The organism is Mycobacterium sp. P2_H7, from assembly GCF_056403275.1.
In genome coordinates this window covers 33,979-51,768 of record NZ_JBFUFU010000024.1, presented here as the reverse complement: position 1 = coordinate 51,768, position 17,790 = coordinate 33,979, and the positions used below count along the sequence as shown (strand labels likewise).

Annotated in this window: 16 protein-coding genes; 5 read left to right on the top strand and 11 right to left on the bottom strand. The window is 67.7% G+C overall.

Annotated elements, in window-relative coordinates; all coding sequences use genetic code 11:
• Nucleotides 1–151: 151 nt before the first annotated feature.
• Nucleotides 152–697, bottom strand: a complete 546-nt coding sequence (locus tag AC1DY7_RS28805) for a TetR/AcrR family transcriptional regulator (RefSeq protein WP_477497176.1) — start codon at nucleotides 695–697, stop codon at nucleotides 152–154.
• A gap of 83 nt (nucleotides 698–780) precedes the next feature.
• Here AC1DY7_RS28805 and AC1DY7_RS28800 point away from each other — a divergent pair, with 83 nt between their 5' ends.
• Nucleotides 781–1,710, top strand: a complete 930-nt coding sequence (locus AC1DY7_RS28800) for an aldo/keto reductase (protein ID WP_477497175.1) — start codon at nucleotides 781–783, stop codon at nucleotides 1,708–1,710.
• Here the strand turns inward: AC1DY7_RS28800 and AC1DY7_RS28795 are convergent.
• From AC1DY7_RS28795 to AC1DY7_RS28780, 4 genes are all read right to left on the bottom strand, one after another.
• Entirely contained in the window at nucleotides 1,663–2,622 is a 960-nt protein-coding gene (locus AC1DY7_RS28795) for an isopenicillin N synthase family dioxygenase (protein WP_477497174.1), read from the bottom strand. The genes AC1DY7_RS28800 and AC1DY7_RS28795 overlap by 48 nt on opposite strands.
• Nucleotides 2,619–3,059, bottom strand: coding sequence for a nucleoside deaminase (locus AC1DY7_RS28790; protein WP_477497173.1), 441 nt, complete (start codon nucleotides 3,057–3,059; stop codon nucleotides 2,619–2,621). The genes AC1DY7_RS28795 and AC1DY7_RS28790 overlap by 4 nt, the downstream gene beginning before the upstream one ends.
• Nucleotides 3,056–4,450, bottom strand: coding sequence for a purine-cytosine permease family protein (locus tag AC1DY7_RS28785; RefSeq protein ID WP_477497172.1), 1,395 nt, complete (start codon nucleotides 4,448–4,450; stop codon nucleotides 3,056–3,058). The genes AC1DY7_RS28790 and AC1DY7_RS28785 overlap by 4 nt, the downstream gene beginning before the upstream one ends.
• Nucleotides 4,451–4,570: 120 nt before the next feature.
• Nucleotides 4,571–5,179, bottom strand: coding sequence for a mycothiol-dependent nitroreductase Rv2466c family protein (locus AC1DY7_RS28780; RefSeq protein ID WP_477497171.1), 609 nt, complete (start codon nucleotides 5,177–5,179; stop codon nucleotides 4,571–4,573).
• 125 nt (nucleotides 5,180–5,304) lie between these two features.
• Here AC1DY7_RS28780 and pepN point away from each other — a divergent pair, with 125 nt between their 5' ends.
• Entirely contained in the window at nucleotides 5,305–7,869 is a 2,565-nt protein-coding gene (gene pepN, locus AC1DY7_RS28775) for an aminopeptidase N (protein ID WP_477497170.1), read from the top strand.
• Nucleotides 7,870–7,955: 86 nt separating this feature from the next.
• Complete coding sequence (locus AC1DY7_RS28770; protein ID WP_477497169.1) at nucleotides 7,956–8,348, top strand: HNH endonuclease; 393 nt, start codon at nucleotides 7,956–7,958, stop codon at nucleotides 8,346–8,348.
• An 8-nt stretch (nucleotides 8,349–8,356) separates the two neighbouring features.
• On the opposite strand, the gene AC1DY7_RS28765 is transcribed toward AC1DY7_RS28770, so the two are convergent.
• Genes AC1DY7_RS28765 through AC1DY7_RS28755 form a run of 3 tightly spaced genes read right to left on the bottom strand, consistent with a single transcriptional unit; the run spans nucleotide 8,357 to nucleotide 9,720 of the window.
• On the bottom strand, nucleotides 8,357–8,833 hold the full coding sequence (locus AC1DY7_RS28765) for a DUF5130 domain-containing protein (protein WP_477497168.1): 477 nt from the start codon (nucleotides 8,831–8,833) through the stop codon (nucleotides 8,357–8,359).
• Nucleotides 8,820–9,050: an aa3-type cytochrome oxidase subunit CtaJ gene (gene ctaJ, locus AC1DY7_RS28760; protein ID WP_477497167.1), complete on the bottom strand. Its 231-nt coding sequence runs from the start codon at nucleotides 9,048–9,050 to the stop codon at nucleotides 8,820–8,822. The genes AC1DY7_RS28765 and ctaJ overlap by 14 nt, the downstream gene beginning before the upstream one ends.
• Nucleotides 9,051–9,075: 25 nt before the next feature.
• Complete coding sequence (locus AC1DY7_RS28755) at nucleotides 9,076–9,720, bottom strand: HNH endonuclease (RefSeq protein WP_477497166.1); 645 nt, start codon at nucleotides 9,718–9,720, stop codon at nucleotides 9,076–9,078.
• Between the two features lie 154 nt (nucleotides 9,721–9,874).
• Here AC1DY7_RS28755 and AC1DY7_RS28750 point away from each other — a divergent pair, with 154 nt between their 5' ends.
• A complete protein-coding gene (locus AC1DY7_RS28750; protein ID WP_477497165.1) occupies nucleotides 9,875–10,279 on the top strand; it encodes a globin in 405 nt (134 codons plus the stop codon).
• Nucleotides 10,279–11,814, top strand: coding sequence for a glycoside hydrolase family 13 protein (locus AC1DY7_RS28745; protein WP_477497164.1), 1,536 nt, complete (start codon nucleotides 10,279–10,281; stop codon nucleotides 11,812–11,814). Before AC1DY7_RS28750 ends, AC1DY7_RS28745 begins: the two co-directional genes overlap by 1 nt.
• Here the strand turns inward: AC1DY7_RS28745 and AC1DY7_RS28740 are convergent.
• The 3 genes from AC1DY7_RS28740 to AC1DY7_RS28730 are packed head-to-tail and all read right to left on the bottom strand — an operon-like array spanning nucleotide 11,811 to nucleotide 17,714.
• Nucleotides 11,811–12,464 carry a DUF8010 domain-containing protein gene (locus tag AC1DY7_RS28740; RefSeq protein WP_477497163.1) on the bottom strand — a complete coding sequence of 218 codons (654 nt, stop codon included), beginning with the start codon at nucleotides 12,462–12,464 and terminating at the stop codon, nucleotides 11,811–11,813. The two genes, AC1DY7_RS28745 and AC1DY7_RS28740, sit on opposite strands and share 4 nt — an antisense overlap.
• Nucleotides 12,461–12,874 carry an acyl-CoA thioesterase gene (locus tag AC1DY7_RS28735; RefSeq protein WP_477497162.1) on the bottom strand — a complete coding sequence of 138 codons (414 nt, stop codon included), beginning with the start codon at nucleotides 12,872–12,874 and terminating at the stop codon, nucleotides 12,461–12,463. Before AC1DY7_RS28735 ends, AC1DY7_RS28740 begins: the two co-directional genes overlap by 4 nt.
• Entirely contained in the window at nucleotides 12,867–17,714 is a 4,848-nt protein-coding gene (locus tag AC1DY7_RS28730) for an NAD-glutamate dehydrogenase (RefSeq protein WP_477497161.1), read from the bottom strand. The genes AC1DY7_RS28735 and AC1DY7_RS28730 overlap by 8 nt, the downstream gene beginning before the upstream one ends.
• Between the last annotated feature and the right edge of the window lie 76 nt (nucleotides 17,715–17,790).

The following is a 17,790-nucleotide window of genomic DNA, read 5'->3' as shown; positions in this document are numbered from 1 at the left end:
AGCATTCTGCACAGACACAACAACACCTCCGGGGTGTGTCAGGCGAACCTGAGCGCGCCAACGCTCAGGTCCTCGAAAGGAATCTTTGACAATCCCTTCCTGACACCCCCGGAGGCGTTTGTGAAGGACTAACTCAAGTCATATCAACGTGTCAGCGCGTCGCCACCAGACCCGCGACGAGGAGGTCGAGCAGCCGCGCGGCCTGCTCGCCGGACTGGCTCGCCAGGAAGATCCCGAGCAGGCTCGATACGACGTCATCGGGCGTGACGTCGGCGCGCAGGCTGCCGTCTGCGGCACCGGCTTCCAGCAGGATCGTCACCGCCCCCACCACGCTGTCCCTGGTCTGACTGGGCTGCACGACACCCGCGGTGAACATCGCGTGCAGCGACTCGGCCATCCCCCGTTTGGCCGCGACGAACTCCGCGTAGCGGTCCATCCAGCGGCGCAGCGCCACCGCCGGAGGGTGGCGCCCCGCCAAGTCGGCCGCCGACGCCGCCACTTCCTCGAGTTCGGTGCGGTAGACCGCCTCCACGAGGGCCTCACGGTTCGGGAAGTGCCGGTACAACGTGCCGATGCCGACGCCGGCGTCGCGGGCGATGCCCTCCAGCGACACCGGCCCGTCGGCGGCCGCGAACGCGGTCGCCGCGGAAGCGAGCAGGCGCTCCCGGTTGCGTCGCGCGTCGGCACGTTCGGCCATAGCGGAGGCTCCTCCGTTTTGCTACGGTAGAAAACGGAGGTTCCTCCGCATCGCTGTCGAGTATGACATTTCAGGAGTTGGCCATGAGCACTTCGCATCCCGGTGGCACCGGCACGCTGGCCGGACACATCGTCGCGCGCGTCGGCTACGGCGCCATGGGTCTAGGCCACGAACTCCCCCACGACGACGCGACGGCGGTGCTGCGCCGGGCCGTCGAACTCGGGGTCAACCACATCGACACCGCCTCGTTCTACGACGACGGGGTGGTGAACCGGCGCATCCGCGACGCCCTGGCCCCCTACCGCGACGACCTGGTGCTCGTGAGCAAGGTCGGCGCCCGGTCGGTCGCCGGCGGCCCGATCCCGCTGGCACTGGCCCAGCATCCGGCCGATCTGCGCGCCGCCGTCGAACTCGACCTGGCCGGCCTGGGCGTGGAGCAGATCCCGGTGGTGAACCTGCGGCGCGCCGATCTGGGGCCCGGGCTGGTCGCCGAGGGCGAACAGATCGTCGACCTCGACGATCAGCTGGCGGAGATGATCACACTGCGCGACGAGGGCAAGATCGGCGCCATCGGCATCAGCAACATCGACGTCGCCACCCTGCGCCGCGCGCTGCCCGCCGGGATCGTCTGCGTGCAGAACGCCTACAACCTGCTCGACCGCACGCACGAGGACGAACTCGAGCTGTGCGCGGCCCACGGCATCGCCTGGGTGCCGTTCTTTCCCCTGGGTTCGTCGTTCCCCAGCCTTCCCAAGGTCACGGAAAACGCTGTGGTGCAACAGATCGCGACGGAGACGGGCGCCACCGGCGCGCAGGTCGGCCTGGCCTGGCTGCTGACGCACGCGCCCAACACCCTGCTGATCGCCGGCACCACTTCGGTCCCGCACCTGGAACAGAACCTGGCCGCCGGCGACGTCACGTTGAGCGCCGAGCAGCTGTCGGCGCTTGACGCGGTGCCCTCGGCGCTACCCGATGGTGATGGCGTCGAGGCGTTCCTTGATGAAGGCCGATGACGTCACCGGGTCCAGCCCGGACACCTTGCCGACCGGCGGCTCCAGTGGCGTCACCAGTGCGTCGTGGTTGGCCTCGTAGAAGTAGATCAGCGACACGAGATCCTCTTCGGGGGCGTGCGGCTGCGGTGGCAGCACGCGGTGGCGTCCCGACGGCCAGCGCCGGCCGCTCCAATACTCCAGCAGGTCACCGATATTCACCGTCAGCGCACCCGGTTCCCATGGTGCGTCCTCCCAGCCCGCCGCCTCGGAATACACCTGCAGTCCGCCGGCCCCGGGTTCGCGGTCGAGCACGGTGACGGTGCCGAAGTCGGTGTGCGGGCCGATGCGGAACTGGCCGGGCTCGGGCTCACCCACCACGCTCACCGGCGGATAGTGGTTGATGTTCATCGTCCAGGTGGGCTGATCAGCCAGGGCGACAAAAGGATTCACCGATAGCCCGAGCGCGTGGGCGAACAGGGCCAACAGGTCGTCGGACACCTTGCGCATCTGCTCGGTGTACTCGGCGACCAGCGCCTGCAGGGCGGGCACCTCGGCCGGCCACACGTTGGGCGCGAACCAGACGCGGTCCACCTCCGGATCCCCGGTGGCGGTTTCGGCGCCCAGGCTGTAACTCTCCTTGAGATCCGGTGGGGTCTCGGTGCCCTCGGCGTAACCGTTGGCCTCCGCGCCGGGGCCGATCCAGCCGTGGCCGCCCACCGGCACCGAGTAACGCGCCTTGACCTCGTCGGGCAGCGCGAAGAACTCTCGACTGGCCGCGCGCACCCGCGCCGCCAGACCGGTGTCCACCCGGTGCCCGGTGACGACGATGAACCCGGCCCGCTGCAGACCCTCGTCGACCTCGGCGGCCAACGCGTCCGCCCCGGCGCCGCCCGCATACCACCGGGAAATATCCACTGTCGCAATGGCGCTCATTCGCCGATATCCTCCGCCCACAATTCCGGCTTCGCGGCGATGAAGTCTTCCATCATCGTCACGCAGCGCTCGTCGTCCAGCAGCGTCACCGCCACCCCGTGCTCGGCCAGCCAGTCATGGCCACCATGGAAGGTACGCGCCTCGCCGATCACCACGGCACCGATGTTGAACTGCCGCACCAATCCGCTGCAGTACCAGCACGGCGACAGCGTGGTGACCATCACCGTGGACCGGTACCCGCGCTGGCGGCCCGCCGCGCGGAACGCGTCGGTCTCGGCGTGCACCGACGGATCGTCGTTCTGCACGCGGCGGTTGTGCCCCGCACCGAGCAGCTCACCGTCGGCGCTGAACAGGGCGGCGCCGATCGGTATCCCGCCTTCGGCCAATCCTCGTCGGGCTTCCTCGACGGCGATGTCGAGCATCCGTTCCGGCGTCATACCAGGGCACGCTCCGCGGTGATCTTGCTGCGGCACAACACCAGATAGCTTGCGCCGGCGATCAGAAAGCCGACGAAGAAGGTGATGTCACCGAGCTGCGGGACGGCCTCGGCGATGACACCGACGAACTTGGCCTGGTTGGAGAACAGCACCACCGACACGATCAGGCCGAGCAGGAAGGCCAGCAGCCCGGTCCAGTTGGCGTAGGAGCGGTCGTAGAGGAAGCCGGCCACCGGCTGTCCGCGGCGCAGGTACTGATCGGCGAACACCACCCCCAGCCACGGCCCGATCCAGTACGCGATGATCAGCAGGAACGCCTCGTAGCTGGCCGCGGCGTCGGCCAGCGCCCACCAGGCGATCAGGAAGCCCGCCACTCCGAAGAACACCGTGACCAGCGCGCGCGCCACGTGGTGGGGCAGTTTGATGCCGATGGTGACGAAAGCCATTGCGCCGGAATAGACGTTGATCGCGTTCGCGGCGACCGCACCGATGGCGATGGCCAGCAGCGTCAGCTTGGCCAGCCAGGAACTCAGCTCCGAAGTGAACGCCTCGGTGGGGTTCTCCGACAGCGCGGGCCCGATGGTGACGGATGCCGCGCCCACTACCTCCAGCAGCACGCACGACACGAAAAGCCCTGCCGCCGCGAAGAACCCGGTCAGCTTGGTGTTGATGCCGGTCGGCAGGTAGCGGGTGTAGTCGGCGGCGTACGGGGTCCAGCCCGCGGCGTAGCCGAAGGCCGTGCCGACGGTCAGCAGGAAGCCGCCCAGCCCGCCCATGCCACCTTCGAGGGCCGGTGCGCCGGGCTGCGACTTGGCCAGGATGGCCACCGAAGTGATCGCGAAGATGACCGCGAGCACCGGGAACGCCCACTTCTCGAACGCCTGCACCAGGTTGTGCCCGAAGAAGGCCAGCGCGGTCTGCAGCACCACGATGATGACCAGCGCCAGCAGCGGCCCGATGTGGAACAGCGTCGAGAGGGCGAACGCCCCGCTGACGCTGTTGGTGGCGAACCACCCGACCCCGGCGGTGATCGACATCAGCACCGCGGGCACCACGTTGCCCTTGAATCCGAACGGCAACCGGCCGAGCACCATCTGCGGCACACCGTGCAAGGGTCCGCGCGCGGACAGGAAGTAGTGCGCGATGGCGCCCAACGCGGTGCCCAGCACAATGCCGCCGACGGCCTGCCAGAACGTCATGCCGTAATAGGCGACGGCCAGGACGCCGACGAAAATGGTGGCGAACTCCAGGTTGGGCGAGGTCCATGTCCAGAAGAGCTGGCTGGGCTTGCCGTGCCGGTCGGCCTCGGCAATGAACTCGTTCCCGCCCGGTTCGACGGCTGCGATCTTGTCTCTGTAGGACCCGTCGGTGGAGGGTTCGGCCGCTGTCATGAGAGGTACCCTCTCATCCCGCCCCGCGGCGTGCAGTTCGGATCGGTGAGTTACCTGCCAGCCCCTGCGGCCGAAACCTCGGTGAACATCCGGAATCGCGACCGATTCCGCACGTCAGCCCTAGTCGAACTCGGGGGATTCCGTCCGGGTCCGCTTGAGCTCCCAGAAGTGCGGGTAGCCGGCGAAGATCACCGAGGCATCCCACAACTTGCCTGCCTCTTCACCGCGCGGTATGCGCGAGAGGACCGGGCCGAAGAACGCGGTCTTGTTGACGTGGATGGTGGGCGTGCCGACGTCGGGTCCGACGGGGTCCATGCCTTCGTGGTGGCTGGTGCGCAGCGCCTCGTCGAACTTGTCGGAGGTGGCGGCCTCGGCCAGTTCCGCGGGCAGGCCCAATTCTTCCAGCGACTCGCGGATCACCACGGCGAAGTCCTTGTTGCCCTCGTTGTGGATCCGGGTGCCCAAGGCGGTGTAGAGCGGAGCCAGGATCTCCGGACCCTTGGCCTGCTCGGCGGCGATGGCGACGCGTACCGGCCCCCATGCCTTCTGCATCAGTTCGACATAGTTCTCGGGCAGGTCGCGCCCCTCGTTGAGCACGGCCAGGCTCATCACGTGGAAGTTGACGTCGATATCCCGGACCTTCTCGACCTCCAGGATCCAACGGGACGTGATCCACGCCCACGGGCACAGCGGGTCGAACCAGAAGTCAGCGACATCTTTTTGCGCCATTGCGATGTGTCCTCTCGATGTGTGCACAGCACGTCCACCCAACACAACTTCGGGTGTGTAGTCGATGTTCCCGCCCGTGCCGATTCCAATCCCCCGGCCCCGGCGGATCCGGCTAGGTTGGACGCGTGGCACTCCCCAATCTGACACGCGACCAGGCCGCCGAGCGCGCCGCGCTGGTGACCGTTGACAACTACCGGATCGACATCGACCTCACGGGCGGCGACGGCAAGACCTTCCGGTCGGTGACCGCCGTGACGTTCGACGCGCTCGCCGGTACCGACACTTTCATCGACATCGCCGCCGACACGGTGCGCAGCGCCACCCTCAACGGTGTCGCGCTCGACGTGTCCGGTTACGACGAATCGGCCGGTATCGCGCTGACGGGACTGGCCGAGCACAACGAACTCGTCGTCGACGCCGACTGCCTGTACTCCAACACCGGTGAGGGTCTGCACCGGTTCGTCGACCCGGTCGACGACGAGGTGTACCTGTACTCGCAGTTCGAGACAGCCGACGCCAAGCGGATGTTCGCCGGTTTCGACCAGCCCGACCTCAAGGCCACCTTCGACATCACGGTGAAGGCACCAGCACATTGGCAGGTGATCTCCAACGGCGCAACGGTTTCCGCCAAGGATGGTCTGCACACCTTCGCCACCACGCCGAAGATGAGCACCTACCTGGTCGCGCTCATCGCCGGGCCGTACGCCCGGTGGGACGACGTGTACACCGACGAGCACGGCGAGATCCCGCTGGGCATCTTCTGCCGCTCCTCGCTGGCCGAATTCATGGACGCCGAGCGGCTGTTCACCGAGACCAAGCAGGGTTTCGACTTCTACCACCGCAACTTCGGCCTCCCGTATGCCTTCGGCAAGTACGACCAGTTGTTCGTGCCGGAGTTCAACGCGGGCGCCATGGAGAACGCCGGCGCGGTGACCTTCCTGGAGGACTACGTCTTCCGGTCCAAGGTGACGCGGTACAGCTACGAGCGGCGCGCCGAGACGGTGCTGCACGAGATGGCACACATGTGGTTCGGCGACCTGGTCACCATGCAGTGGTGGGACGACCTGTGGCTCAACGAATCCTTCGCGACCTTCGCCTCGGTGCTGTGCCAGGCCGAGGCCACCGAGTACACGCAGGCGTGGACCACCTTCGCCAATGTGGAGAAGTCCTGGGCCTACCGCCAGGACCAGCTGCCGTCCACCCACCCTGTCGCCGCCGACATCCCGGACCTGGCCGCCGTCGAGGTGAACTTCGACGGCATCACCTACGCCAAGGGCGCCAGCGTGCTCAAGCAGCTGGTGGCCTATGTCGGCCTGGAGGCGTTCCTCGCCGGGCTGCGCGACTACTTCCGCGATCATGCCTTCGGCAACGCCACGTTCGGGGATCTGCTTGGCGCCCTGGAGAAGTCGTCGGGACGCGACCTGTCGCAGTGGGGCAGGCAGTGGCTCAAGACCACCGGCCTGAACACGCTGCGCCCCGATTTCGACGTCGACGGTGACGGGAAGTTCACCCGGTTCGCCATCACCCAGTCCGGCGCCGCGCCGGGCGCGGGCGAGACCCGGGTGCACCGGCTGGCCGTCGGCATCTACGACGACGACGCCACCACCGGCAAGCTGGTGCGGGTCAACCGGATCGAACTCGACGTCGAGGGCGACGCCACCGAGGTGCCCGAGTTGGTTGGCGTCCCGCGCGGCAAGTTCATCCTGGTCAACGACGAGGACCTGACCTACTGCGCCGTGCGCCTCGATCCGGAATCGCTGCAGACGGCCCTGAGCCGGATCGCCGATTTCGCCGACCCGCTCCCCCGCACGCTGGCCTGGTCGGCAGCCTGGGAGATGACCCGCGAGGCCGAGTTGAAGGCCCGCGATTTCGTCGCACTCGTCATCAGCGGCATCCACGCGGAATCCGAAGTGGGTGTGGCACAGCGGATCCTGCTGCAAGCCCAGACCGCGCTGAACGCCTACGCCGACCCGGTGTGGGCCAAGGAGAACGGTTGGCCGGCCTTCGGCGATGCGCTGCTGGACCTGGCCCGCGAATCCGCGCCGGGTTCGGACCACCAGCTGGCGTTCGTCAACGCGCTGTGCACGTCGGTGCTGTCGCCCAATCACGTCGCGGTGCTGTCGACCCTGCTGGACAACGAGCCGGCAGCGGTGAACCTGGACGGCCTGGTCATCGACACCGACCTGCGGTGGCGCATCGTGACCGCGCTGGCGGCGGCCGGGGCGATCGACGCCGACGGGATCGCGTCGCCGTTCATCGATACCGAGGCGGCCAATGACCCGACCGCGGCCGGCAGGCGCAACGCGGCCGCCGCTGCCGCCGCGCGCCCGCAGAAAGAGGTCAAAGAGGCTGCCTGGCAACAGGTCATCGAGGACGACACCCTGCCCAACATCACCACCCGGGCCATCGTCGGCGGTATCGTCGCGCCCGGCCAGACGGCGTTGCTGACCCCGTTCCGCGACCTCTACTTCGCCGCCATCAACGGCGTCTGGGAGCGGCGTTCCAGCGAGGTCGCCCAGACAGTGGTGATCGGCCTGTACCCGTCCTGGGATGTCAGCCAGGGCGGCGTGGAGGCCGCCGAGGCATTCCTGGCCGACCCGGACCTGCCGCCCGCGTTGCGCCGGTTGGTTCTGGAAGGCCGGGCCGGCGTCGAGCGAGCCCTGAAAGCCCGCACTTTCGACATTGCCTGATGCCGCGAGCGTGCGCGTCTGTCCGCCGACACGCCGTACAAACTGTGCACACGCGCACGCTCGCCGGCGGTGTTTACGCTCTGGCCATGGCGGCCACCAACAGTCGGAGAGCCCGCGCGGCGCGCAGGCGCACCCGCCGCGTCAAAGCGGTGGTCAATGACCTCACCGAAGAGCAATGGGCCGCGCTGAAGATCGCCTGGGAGGGCTGCGCCTACTGCGGCGTCACCGGCAAGCCGTTGCAGCGGGACTGTGTCATGGCCATCTCCCGGGGTGGCCGCTACACCGTCGAGAATGTGGTTCCGGCCTGCGCGGCGTGCAACGCCAGCAAGTGCAATGACGAGGTGACCAGCTGGATGCGGCGTAAGCGGCTGGACGAGCGCACCTTCCTGGAGCGCTACGTCGCCATCCGGAATGCCACCACCCCGAATACAGAGCGTCCCGGCACCGAAGCCGTAGAGGCCGGTACCGGGACGATCTGAAGAAGCTGTCAGGCCGGGGATACCGCGGCAGACGCCACGCGCACGGCGCTCACCAGGGCGTCGATCAGGTTGCCCTGCCGCAGGGATCCGAGAGCGGCCGAGACGCCGAGCGGCGCCGCGGTCTCGGCGCCACGCCCCTTCAGATCGGCGCCGTAGACCACCTCGATGGCCTTCTGATCCGGGGACACCGCGATCAGGAAGGCGTTGTCCGGGGTGGGCACCTTGCCCAGGATCTCGCGCGCAGAGGCAGCGGTGTCCTCGCCGAGCGGACCGATGTACACCGCGAAGCGCGCCTTGGCCGCCCGCGATCCGTACTTCAGCGCGTCGTCGAGGACGACGAGATCCTTGGTGGGGAACGGGTAGTGCACCGACAGTTCGCCCGGCTCGGTGACGGCCGAGATCCGGCCGCTGTAGGTCAGCGCAGAACCGTAGGGCAGATCTACTGCTTCCTTGGAGGTGGTCGCTACCTCACTACCACTTGCCACTTGCGGAACCTCCCACGTTCACATGCGTTCCGTGGCCACCGTGGCCGTGGTCGGCGGGCTCGTCCGACGCCCACAGGATGGGGTCGTGCGTCCACTTCTCGGACAGGTTGTACGTCGCCGGATGCGGGCCCTTGCGGCCCAGGGTCCAGACGGCCAGCAGCAGGAACACCACCAGCGGGACCCCACCGAGCAGGGAATGGGTCAGTGCAATGCTCACGACGCAAACCGTAGCGCAGCGTGTTTCACGCCGCGCCCTCACCCAGATATCTGACCCATGCCGGGTCGAGTTCCTTGACAGAGGACAGCAGTCGCCAGTGCTGCCCCTTGGGCGGCATCGGCGCCGAACGCAGCGCCCAGCCCAGCTCGCTCAGCAAATGATCGGCCTTGCGGTGATTGCACGACGAGCAGGCCGCCACGCAGTTCTCCCAGGAATGCTCGCCTCCACGGCTGCGCGGCAGCACGTGATCGACGGTGTCGGCCTTCTGCCCGCAGTACGCGCAACGGAAGCGGTCCCGGTGCATCAGCGCGGCCCGGGTCATCGGGATGCGGGCCCGGTACGGCACCCGCACGAAGGTGCGCAGCCGGATCACCGAGGGCACCACGATGGTGCGCGTTGCGGAGTGGATGACCGGCCCGGACGGATCGTCATGGACGACGTCGGCCTTGCCGCACATCAGCATGATCACGGCGCGGCGCATGGGCAGGGCGGTCAGCGGTTCGTAGGTGGAGTTCAGCAGCAGCACCCGGCGCCGGCCCCACACCGTGGCGGGATGGATGGCGGGCGGGACCTCAGCGAACTGCGGTGAATGGGCAGCGACAGGAGCGACCGCGGCCGTGGGGCACCGGTAACCCTGTCGTCGAGCAGGGCTTTTCTTGCGCTGCGACATTCGTCCTCCGGTGCACAGTCCACCATGGATCGGCGACGCCCGCACGGTAATTTGGCGGGTGTTCGCTGGTCAGTCCGATGAACAACGGATGACGGCTTGTTTAGCCCGGCTAGCCGTAGGGCGCGCCGCTGCCGATCCCCGGCCGTGCTGGACAATGGGAGCCGTGACCCAACCGGAGCGCTCGTTCTATGACGAAGTCGGCGGCCACGACACGTTCGCCGCGATCGTGTCGCGGTTCTACGAACTCGTGCGCGACGACGAGATCCTGCTGCCGCTCTACCCCGAGGACGATCTGCCGGGGGCCGAGGAGCGGCTGCGGATGTTCCTGGAGCAGTACTGGGGCGGCCCGCGCACCTACTCCGACCAGCGTGGCCATCCGCGGTTGCGGATGCGCCATGCGCCGTTCCGGATCGGTTTTCTGGAGCGCGATGCGTGGCTGCGCTGCATGCACACCGCGGTGGCGTCCATCGATTCCCAGACCCTGGACGACGCCCACCGGCAGCTGCTGCTGAACTACCTGAACATGGCCGCCGAGTCGATGGTGAATTCGGCGTTCTGATGGCGGATCCCATCTCCCGTCACTGGTGGGCCGACGCCGTGTTCTATCAGCTCTACCCGCGCTCCTTCCGGGACAGCAACGGCGACGGGGTCGGCGATCTGGACGGCATCACCGATCAGCTCGAGTATCTGTCCGCGCTCGGGGTGAACGCCCTGTGGCTCAATCCGGTCATGGTGTCGCCTATGGCAGACCACGGCTATGACGTCGCCGACCCGCGCGATATCGACCCGTTGTTCGGCGATCTGACCGCGCTGGACCAGCTGATTGCCGCGGCGCATGCGCGCGGTATCCGGGTGACGATGGATCTGGTGCCCAACCACGTCAGCTCGGCGCATCCGTGGTTCCTGGAGGCGCTGGCCGATCCCGCCCGCCGGGACCGGTTCATCTTCCGTGACGGGCTCGGGTCTGCCGGTGATGCACCGCCGAACAACTGGGTGTCGGTGTTCGGCGGGCCGGCCTGGACCCGGGTGCCCGACGGGCAGTGGTACCTGCATCTGTTCGACAGCGCCCAGCCCGACCTGAACTGGGAACACCCCGAGGTGTTCGACGACGTGGAGAAGACACTGCGGTTCTGGCTGGACCGTGGGGTCGACGGGTTTCGCATCGATGTCGCGCACGGAATGGCGAAACCGGCTGGGCTGCCGGACATGTCGCTGGCCGACAACGAACTGCTGCGCAACAAGGAAGGCGATCCGCGCTTCGACAACGAGAGCGTGCACGACATCCACCGCTTCATCCGCCGCGTCCTCGACGACTACCCCGAATCGGTGGCCGTCGGCGAGGTGTGGGTGCACGGCAACGAGCGGTTCGCCAAGTATCTGCGGCCCGACGAACTGCACCTGGGCTTCAATTTCCGTTTGGTACAAGCCGATTTCGACGCAGCGCAGGTGCGGGTGGCGATCGACAACTCGCTGGCCGCAGCCGAGCTCGCGGACGCGGTGCCGACGTGGACGCTGTCCAACCACGACGTGGAGCGTGAAGTCACCCGCTACGGCGGAGGCGCACGGGGCCTGGCCCGCGCCCGGGCGATGGCGCTGGTGATGCTGGCGCTACCCGGGGTTGCGTTCGTCTACAACGGCGAGGAACTCGGGCTGCCGCAGGTGGAGTTGCCCGACGAGGTGCTGCAGGACCCGGTGTGGGAACGCTCGGGCCGTACCGAACGCGGCCGGGACGGCTGCCGGGTGCCGCTGCCGTGGTCCGGCGCGGCGCCGCCGTACGGCTTCTCCGCCGATCCCGATACCTGGCTGCCGATGCCTGCCGATTGGGCGAGGTTGACGGTGGCCCACCAGGAGGCCGATCCGTCTTCCACGCTGCACTTCTTCCGGCGTGCCATCGAGTTACGTTCGGCGCGTGCCGAATTCGACGGTGACCTGACATGGTTGTCCGACGGGATCTTCCGGCGTACCGGTGGGTTGGTGTGCGTGTTGAACACGGCCGATGGGGCGGTGGCGCTGCCGCCCGGTGAGGTTCTGCTGACCAGTGCGCCTCTGGAGGACGGGCTTCTGCCGCCGGATTCGGCTGCCTGGGTGGTCTAGCGCAACACCAGCGCGGGATCCCCGATGCGCCGGTACACGGTGCCGAACCGCGCGTCGACGCGTAGCCACGCCGGATGCACCCGCACCCGCACGATCTCCTCGGCGCTGACCTCGCTGCCACTCTGCGGCAGGAAACCCATTGCCGTCAAAGCGAATACACACCGCATCGGGATGCCGACCGTCGTGCTGCCGGAGGTCACCGCGAGGACCTCCTGGTCGAGCAGCGATGCCGGTGGGCCGTGCGCGCTGCTGTGTTCCTTGGCCAGCGCGGCACCGCGATCGGCCAGATCCAGCACTGCCCTGGCTGGGACGTCGTCGAGGTGGACGAACCCGGTATCCGGCGGCAGCGCACCGCGCCAGGCCGAATCCATCGCGAAACCGGGTTCGACGAATCCGGTTTCCGCCATCGCGGGCAATGCCCCCACCAGACTGTCGGCGCCCACGCACAGGTCCGCGGGCCGGACCCGGCCGCCGACCACCCGGCTGGCGAGTACGTCGAAACCCGTTGTCACCCAAGCGACGATGTTACCGTCCGCCCGCTCCCGCAGACGGATGACGGCGGCATCGTCGAGACGCAACGTCCGCTCGGCGAAGGTACGCAGGTCGGCGCGGCCGTCCGCGCCGTCGAGCCAGATACCGCGCTCGGTCATCGCTGGTACCGCTGGAGGTACTCCCGATGGTGCGGCGCCAGGCGCACCAACTTCTGCTCTTCGATGTTGAACGCGGCCAACTGGGTTTCGCCGATGACGGCCGGCTTGGAGTCCGGATCGGCGTGCACCGAGCGCACCTCGTAGCCGAGGTTGAAGTCCACCGCCCGCAGCCTGCTGACCCAGATGGTCACCTGCAGCGGCGAATCCACCAGCCGCAGTTGACCTTTGTATTTGACGTTGACCTCGGCAATCAATAATCCGGTGGTCTCGATGTCACCGACGAACGGTTCGTGCAGGAACGGGACGCGGGCCTCCTCCAGGATGGTCACCATGGTCGCGTGATTGACGTGCTGGTACATGTCGATATCCGACCATCGCACCGGCACCGGTGTGACGAACCCGTTAGCCACTTGTTCCCGTTCCACTCGTTCGTGTCATGCTGCGGATCTGGCGGGCCGCCACCGAGAGGGTGGCCAGGTCCCGCTCGCCCTCTGCGTAGATCTCGTCGAGGGTGCGGCGCGCGCGGGCCACCCGGGAGGTATTGGTGATCTCCCATTCCTCGATCTTCTGCTCACCGTTCTCGTCGGGTTCGCCGACGGCCATCACGTCGAAACACAGGGCCCGCAGCGACCCGTAGATGTCGTCGCGAATAGCCAAGCGCGCCAGCGAATGCCAGCGATCGTCACGCGCCAGCTGAGAGATGGCGGTCAGCAGACCGTCGGCACCCAGGTGGTCCATCAGCGCGAAGTAGGTGTCTGCCACCTCGGCGGCGTCGCGTTCCAGGATGTCGCTGATGTCGATGACATCGAGCAGGCTGTACTGGTACAGGCCGGTGGCCACCATGTATGCCAACTCCCGCGGTACGCCTTGGGCGATGAACTCGCCGGCGTCCTTCTCCACGATCGCCTTGTCGTCGCCGCGCAGCCACTCCGACATCCGCGGGGTCAGGGCGGCCACCTTCTCGGCGAACCGGTTGATCTCCGCGCCCACGGCCAGCGGCTGCGGACGGTAGTTGAGCAGCCAGCGTCCGGCCCGGTCGATGAGGCGGCGCAGATCCAGGGTCATCCGGTCGGTCACCGCGACAGGCACTCCCGCCACCCCGGCCGCGCGGATGGCGTGCCAGACCTCGCCGACCTTGAAGATGGCGTCGGTGGCGACGTAGCTGCGCACCGCGTCCACCGAACTGACGCCGACGTCCTCGCTGATCCGGTAGGCGTAGGTGATGCCGCTGGTGTCGACGAGGTCGTTGATCAGCATGGTGGTGACGATCTCGCGGCGCAGCTGATGGCTGCGGATGTCGCCGCCGAACCGGTCGCGCAGCTCGGCGGGGAAATACGACGGCAGCCGGGCGGCGAACACCTCCTGATCGGGTACGTCGCTGGCCAGCAGCTGGTCCTTGAGCGCCAGCTTGACGTGCGCCATCAGCGTCGCCAATTCCGGTGAGGTCAAACCCAATCCGAGATCGGTGCGGCGGTGGATCTCCTTCTCCGACGGCAGCGCTTCCAGTTCCCGGTTGAGGTCGTGCTGCTCGGTCAGTTCCCTGATCTGGCGGGCATGCACCGACAACAGGCTGGGCGCGTTGGCCCGGCTGGTGCCCATCAGGTCGTTCTGATCCTTGTTGTCGGCCAGCACCAACTCGCCGACCTCGTCGGTCATCGACGTCAGCAGCGCGGTCCGCTCCCCCGCACTGACCTTGCCCGCCGTGACGAGAGAGTCGATCAGGATCTTGATGTTGACCTCATGGTCGGAGCAGTCCACCCCGGCGGAGTTGTCCAGGGCGTCGGTGTTGATCCGGCCGCCGGCCAGGTCGAACTCGATCCGGCCGCGCTGCGTCACGCCGAGGTTGCCGCCCTCGCCGACCACCTTGACCCGCAACTGATTTCCGTTCACCCGCACCGGGTCGTTGGCACGGTCGCCGACCTCGGCGTCGGATTCGGTCTCGGCCTTGATGTAAGTGCCGATGCCGCCGTTCCAGAACAGGTCGACGGGTGCCAGCAGCACCGCCTTCATCAGCGCGGGCGGGGTCATCTCGGTCACGTCGTCGGCCAGGCCGAGCGCGGTGCGCACCTGCGGGCTGATCGGGATGGACTTCTGCTCCCGGCTGTACACGCCGCCGCCCTCGCTGATGAGCGAGCGGTCGTAGTCGTCCCAACTGGAGCGGGGCAGCGCGAACATCCGGTCCCGCTCCACCCAGGAGGCCGCCGTGTCCGGGTCGGGGTCCAGGAAGATGTGCCGGTGGTCGAAGGCGGCGATCAGCCGAATGTGCTTGGACAGCAACATGCCGTTGCCGAACACGTCACCGCTCATGTCGCCGACGCCGGCCACGGTGAAGTCCTCGGTCTGGGTGTCCACGCCCATTTCCCGGAAGTGCCGTTTGACCGATTCCCAGGCGCCCTTGGCGGTGATGCCCATCGCCTTGTGGTCATAACCCACCGAACCACCGGAGGCGAACGCGTCGCCGAGCCAGAAGCCGTAGGACTGCGCGACGTCGTTGGCGATGTCGGAGAAGGTCGCGGTGCCCTTGTCCGCAGCGACCACCAGGTAGGCGTCGTCACCGTCGCGGCGCACCACATCCGTTGGGGTGACGACGTTTCCGCTCGCCTTCTCCACGTTGTCGGTGAGGTCGAGCAGACCCGAGATGAACAGCCGATAGCAGGCCACGCCCTCGGCGCGCTGGGCATCACGGTCGGCGGCACCGTCACCGGTGGGCAGCGGCGGATGCTTGACGACGAACCCGCCCTTGGCGCCGACCGGCACGATGACGGCGTTCTTCACCGCCTGCGCCTTGACCAGACCCAGGATCTCGGTGCGGAAGTCCTCGCGGCGATCCGACCACCGCAGCCCGCCACGGGCCACGAAGCCGAATCGCAGATGCACGCCTTCCACCCGCGGCGAGTAGACGAAGATCTCGAATTTGGGCCGGGGCAACGGAAGTTCGGTGATCAGGCCGGGATTGAGTTTGAACGACACCACATCCTGAGCGCGTGCCGAGTCCGGGCTGGTGACGAAGTAGTTGGTGCGCAGGGTGGCCTGCACCAGGCTGGCGAAGGCGCGCAGCACCCGGTCGGTGTCCAGGCTGACCAAGGCGTCGATATCGGCGGCGACCGCAGCCGCGGCGGCCTGGGCGTCGCGCGCGGGTTCGGTTGCTGGGTCGAACAGAGCCTCGAACAGTTCCACGAGCGAGCGTGCCGTGCCCGCGTTGTCGTTGAGCACCGTTTCGATATGGGACTGGCTGTACGGGAATCCGGCCTGGCGCAGGTATTTCGCGTACCCGCGCAGGATGGTGACCTGCTGCCAGGTCAGCCCGGCGCGCAGCACCAGTTCGTTGAAGCGGTCGATCTCGGCGCGGCCGTGCCAGATGGCGGTGACCGCGTCGGCGAACAGTGTCGCGGTGGTTTCGGGATCCTCGTCGGCCGGGATCGACTGGTGCGGGGACACTTTGAACTGGTAGATCCATACCGGGAGACCGTCGGCGCGGGTCACCGTGAACGGCCGCTCCTCCAGCACCACCACGCCCATGCACTGCAGCATCGGCAGCAGTTCGGACAGCGAGGCCGAACGCCCGCCCAGGTACCACGTCAGCTTCGCGACCCGGTCGTCCGCGGTGCCCTCCGCGAACACCAGCTTCACCGAATTGTTCTGCAGCTGTTCGATGATGGCGATGTCGCCGATGGCCTCACGCGGCGTGAACGCCTGCTTGTAGACCTCGGGGAACGCCGACGAGTAGTGCTCGGCCAGCGGCTGGCTGATCGCACCGGACTTGACCGATCCGATCAACCGGTCGGCCCAGGTTCGGGCCGCCTCGGTGAGCAGCTGCTGGATCCGGCTCTCGTTCGCCGTGCTGGTGTCGATGTCGGCGCGGCGCACACCCTCGGGCATCTTGATGGTGAAATGCACGACAGCCCAGGGTGATTCACTGACCCGGGCGGCGTAGTCGATGCTGACGCCACCGGTTTCGCGCACCAGGATGTCCTGGATGGCCAGCCGCACGGCGGTGGTGTAGCGGTCGCGTGGCAGATAAACGAGGGCCGACACGAAATGCCCGAGTTGGTCGGCGCGCAGGAACAGCAGCGCCCGGCGCAGTGAACCGAGGTCGACGACAGCCCGTGCGGTGTCCAGCAATTGCGCGCCGGTCAGCGCGAAAAGCTCGGAGCGCGGGATGGTCTGGATGATGTCGAGCATCAGCTGGCTGGGATGGCTGGGATCGCCCTGGCTCCTGGCCAGCACCTCGTCGACGCGGCGCGCGATCAGCGGGATCTCGAGCACGTTGGCATTCATCGCGGCCACCGTGAACAACCCGACGAAGCGGTGCTCGACGGCCTGCGGGCCACCCGGATTCTCCCGGACCACCACCATGTAGGGGTAGGCGCCGTAACGCAGGAAGCTGGGCATCGTCGCCTGGGCCAACAGCACAAGGTCACCGGGAGCGGTCAGCTCGGGGAAGACGTCGTTGCGCGTCCGCAGCACGCCCAGCCGGCTGGCCGGGTCGACGGTGGCCGCGCCACCCCGCACCCCGCACCGCTGATAGCCCAGCAGCACGAAATGTCCGTCGGCCAGCCAGCGCAGCAGCGACGCGACATCGCGGCGGTCGGGACCGGCGAAGTGGCCTGCGTGGTCAGCGTCCAGCGCATTGGCCAGCCCGACGAGGGTGGCGTTGAGTGCAGCGGAATCGGTGGCGATCTGGCGCGCATCGGCCAGCACGCTGGGCAGCAGGGCGGCCGCCTCGTTGACCGCGGCAGGATCGGCGGTCGGTGCGAGCCGAACGTGGATCCAGGTCTCGTAGATGCCGTGCGCGGGCGCCCCGGGCCCCTGGGACGGGGCCACGTCGAGCAACTCGCCGTTCGGCCCGCGTTGCACCAGCAGCAGCGGGTTCATGATCGACACGTAGCTGACCCCGAGCCGGTGCAGCAGCACGGTGACCGAATCCATCAGCATCGGGCTGTGGTCGGTGACCACCTGCAACGCCGGACCGAATCCGCCCGTGCTCGCCCCAGGTGCATCGGCCGGGTACACCGCCACCAGTGTCTGCCCCGGCGCCCGGCGCTGACCCAGCTGCGTGTGCGCGGCCAACAGCTCCGGGGACATCACCTTGCCGGTGATGGCCCGATCCACCGGAACGGTCACCGCGACCTCGTTGGACGGCGCGTCGCCGTGCGGTCCGTGATGGGTGGCCAGGTACGCCGCCGCGAGGAGCCCGACGGCCTCCTCGCTCAGGCGTAACTGCTGGGGGGCTGATGGATTCAACGTCATAGTTGAAGGCTCCTCAAAGACGGCTGCGCACCGGCGAACGTCGTCGTCGGCTGTACGCACGAGCGAGACTAGTCGC

Bases quoted from the DNA above. Each gene is read 5' to 3' on its own strand.
- AC1DY7_RS28805 (WP_477497176.1), bottom strand. From the start codon at position 697: ATGGCCGAACGTGCCGACGCGCGACGCAACCGGGAGCGCCTGCTCGCT.
- AC1DY7_RS28800 (WP_477497175.1), top strand. From the start codon at position 781: ATGAGCACTTCGCATCCCGGTGGCACCGGCACGCTGGCCGGACACATC.
- AC1DY7_RS28795 (WP_477497174.1), bottom strand. From the start codon at position 2,622: ATGAGCGCCATTGCGACAGTGGATATTTCCCGGTGGTATGCGGGCGGC.
- AC1DY7_RS28790 (WP_477497173.1), bottom strand. From the start codon at position 3,059: ATGACGCCGGAACGGATGCTCGACATCGCCGTCGAGGAAGCCCGACGA.
- AC1DY7_RS28785 (WP_477497172.1), bottom strand. From the start codon at position 4,450: ATGACAGCGGCCGAACCCTCCACCGACGGGTCCTACAGAGACAAGATC.
- AC1DY7_RS28780 (WP_477497171.1), bottom strand. From the start codon at position 5,179: ATGGCGCAAAAAGATGTCGCTGACTTCTGGTTCGACCCGCTGTGCCCG.
- AC1DY7_RS28770 (WP_477497169.1), top strand. From the start codon at position 7,956: ATGGCGGCCACCAACAGTCGGAGAGCCCGCGCGGCGCGCAGGCGCACC.
- AC1DY7_RS28755 (WP_477497166.1), bottom strand. From the start codon at position 9,720: ATGTCGCAGCGCAAGAAAAGCCCTGCTCGACGACAGGGTTACCGGTGC.
- AC1DY7_RS28750 (WP_477497165.1), top strand. From the start codon at position 9,875: ATGGGAGCCGTGACCCAACCGGAGCGCTCGTTCTATGACGAAGTCGGC.
- AC1DY7_RS28745 (WP_477497164.1), top strand. From the start codon at position 10,279: ATGGCGGATCCCATCTCCCGTCACTGGTGGGCCGACGCCGTGTTCTAT.
- AC1DY7_RS28740 (WP_477497163.1), bottom strand. From the start codon at position 12,464: ATGACCGAGCGCGGTATCTGGCTCGACGGCGCGGACGGCCGCGCCGAC.
- AC1DY7_RS28730 (WP_477497161.1), bottom strand. From the start codon at position 17,714: ATGACGTTGAATCCATCAGCCCCCCAGCAGTTACGCCTGAGCGAGGAG.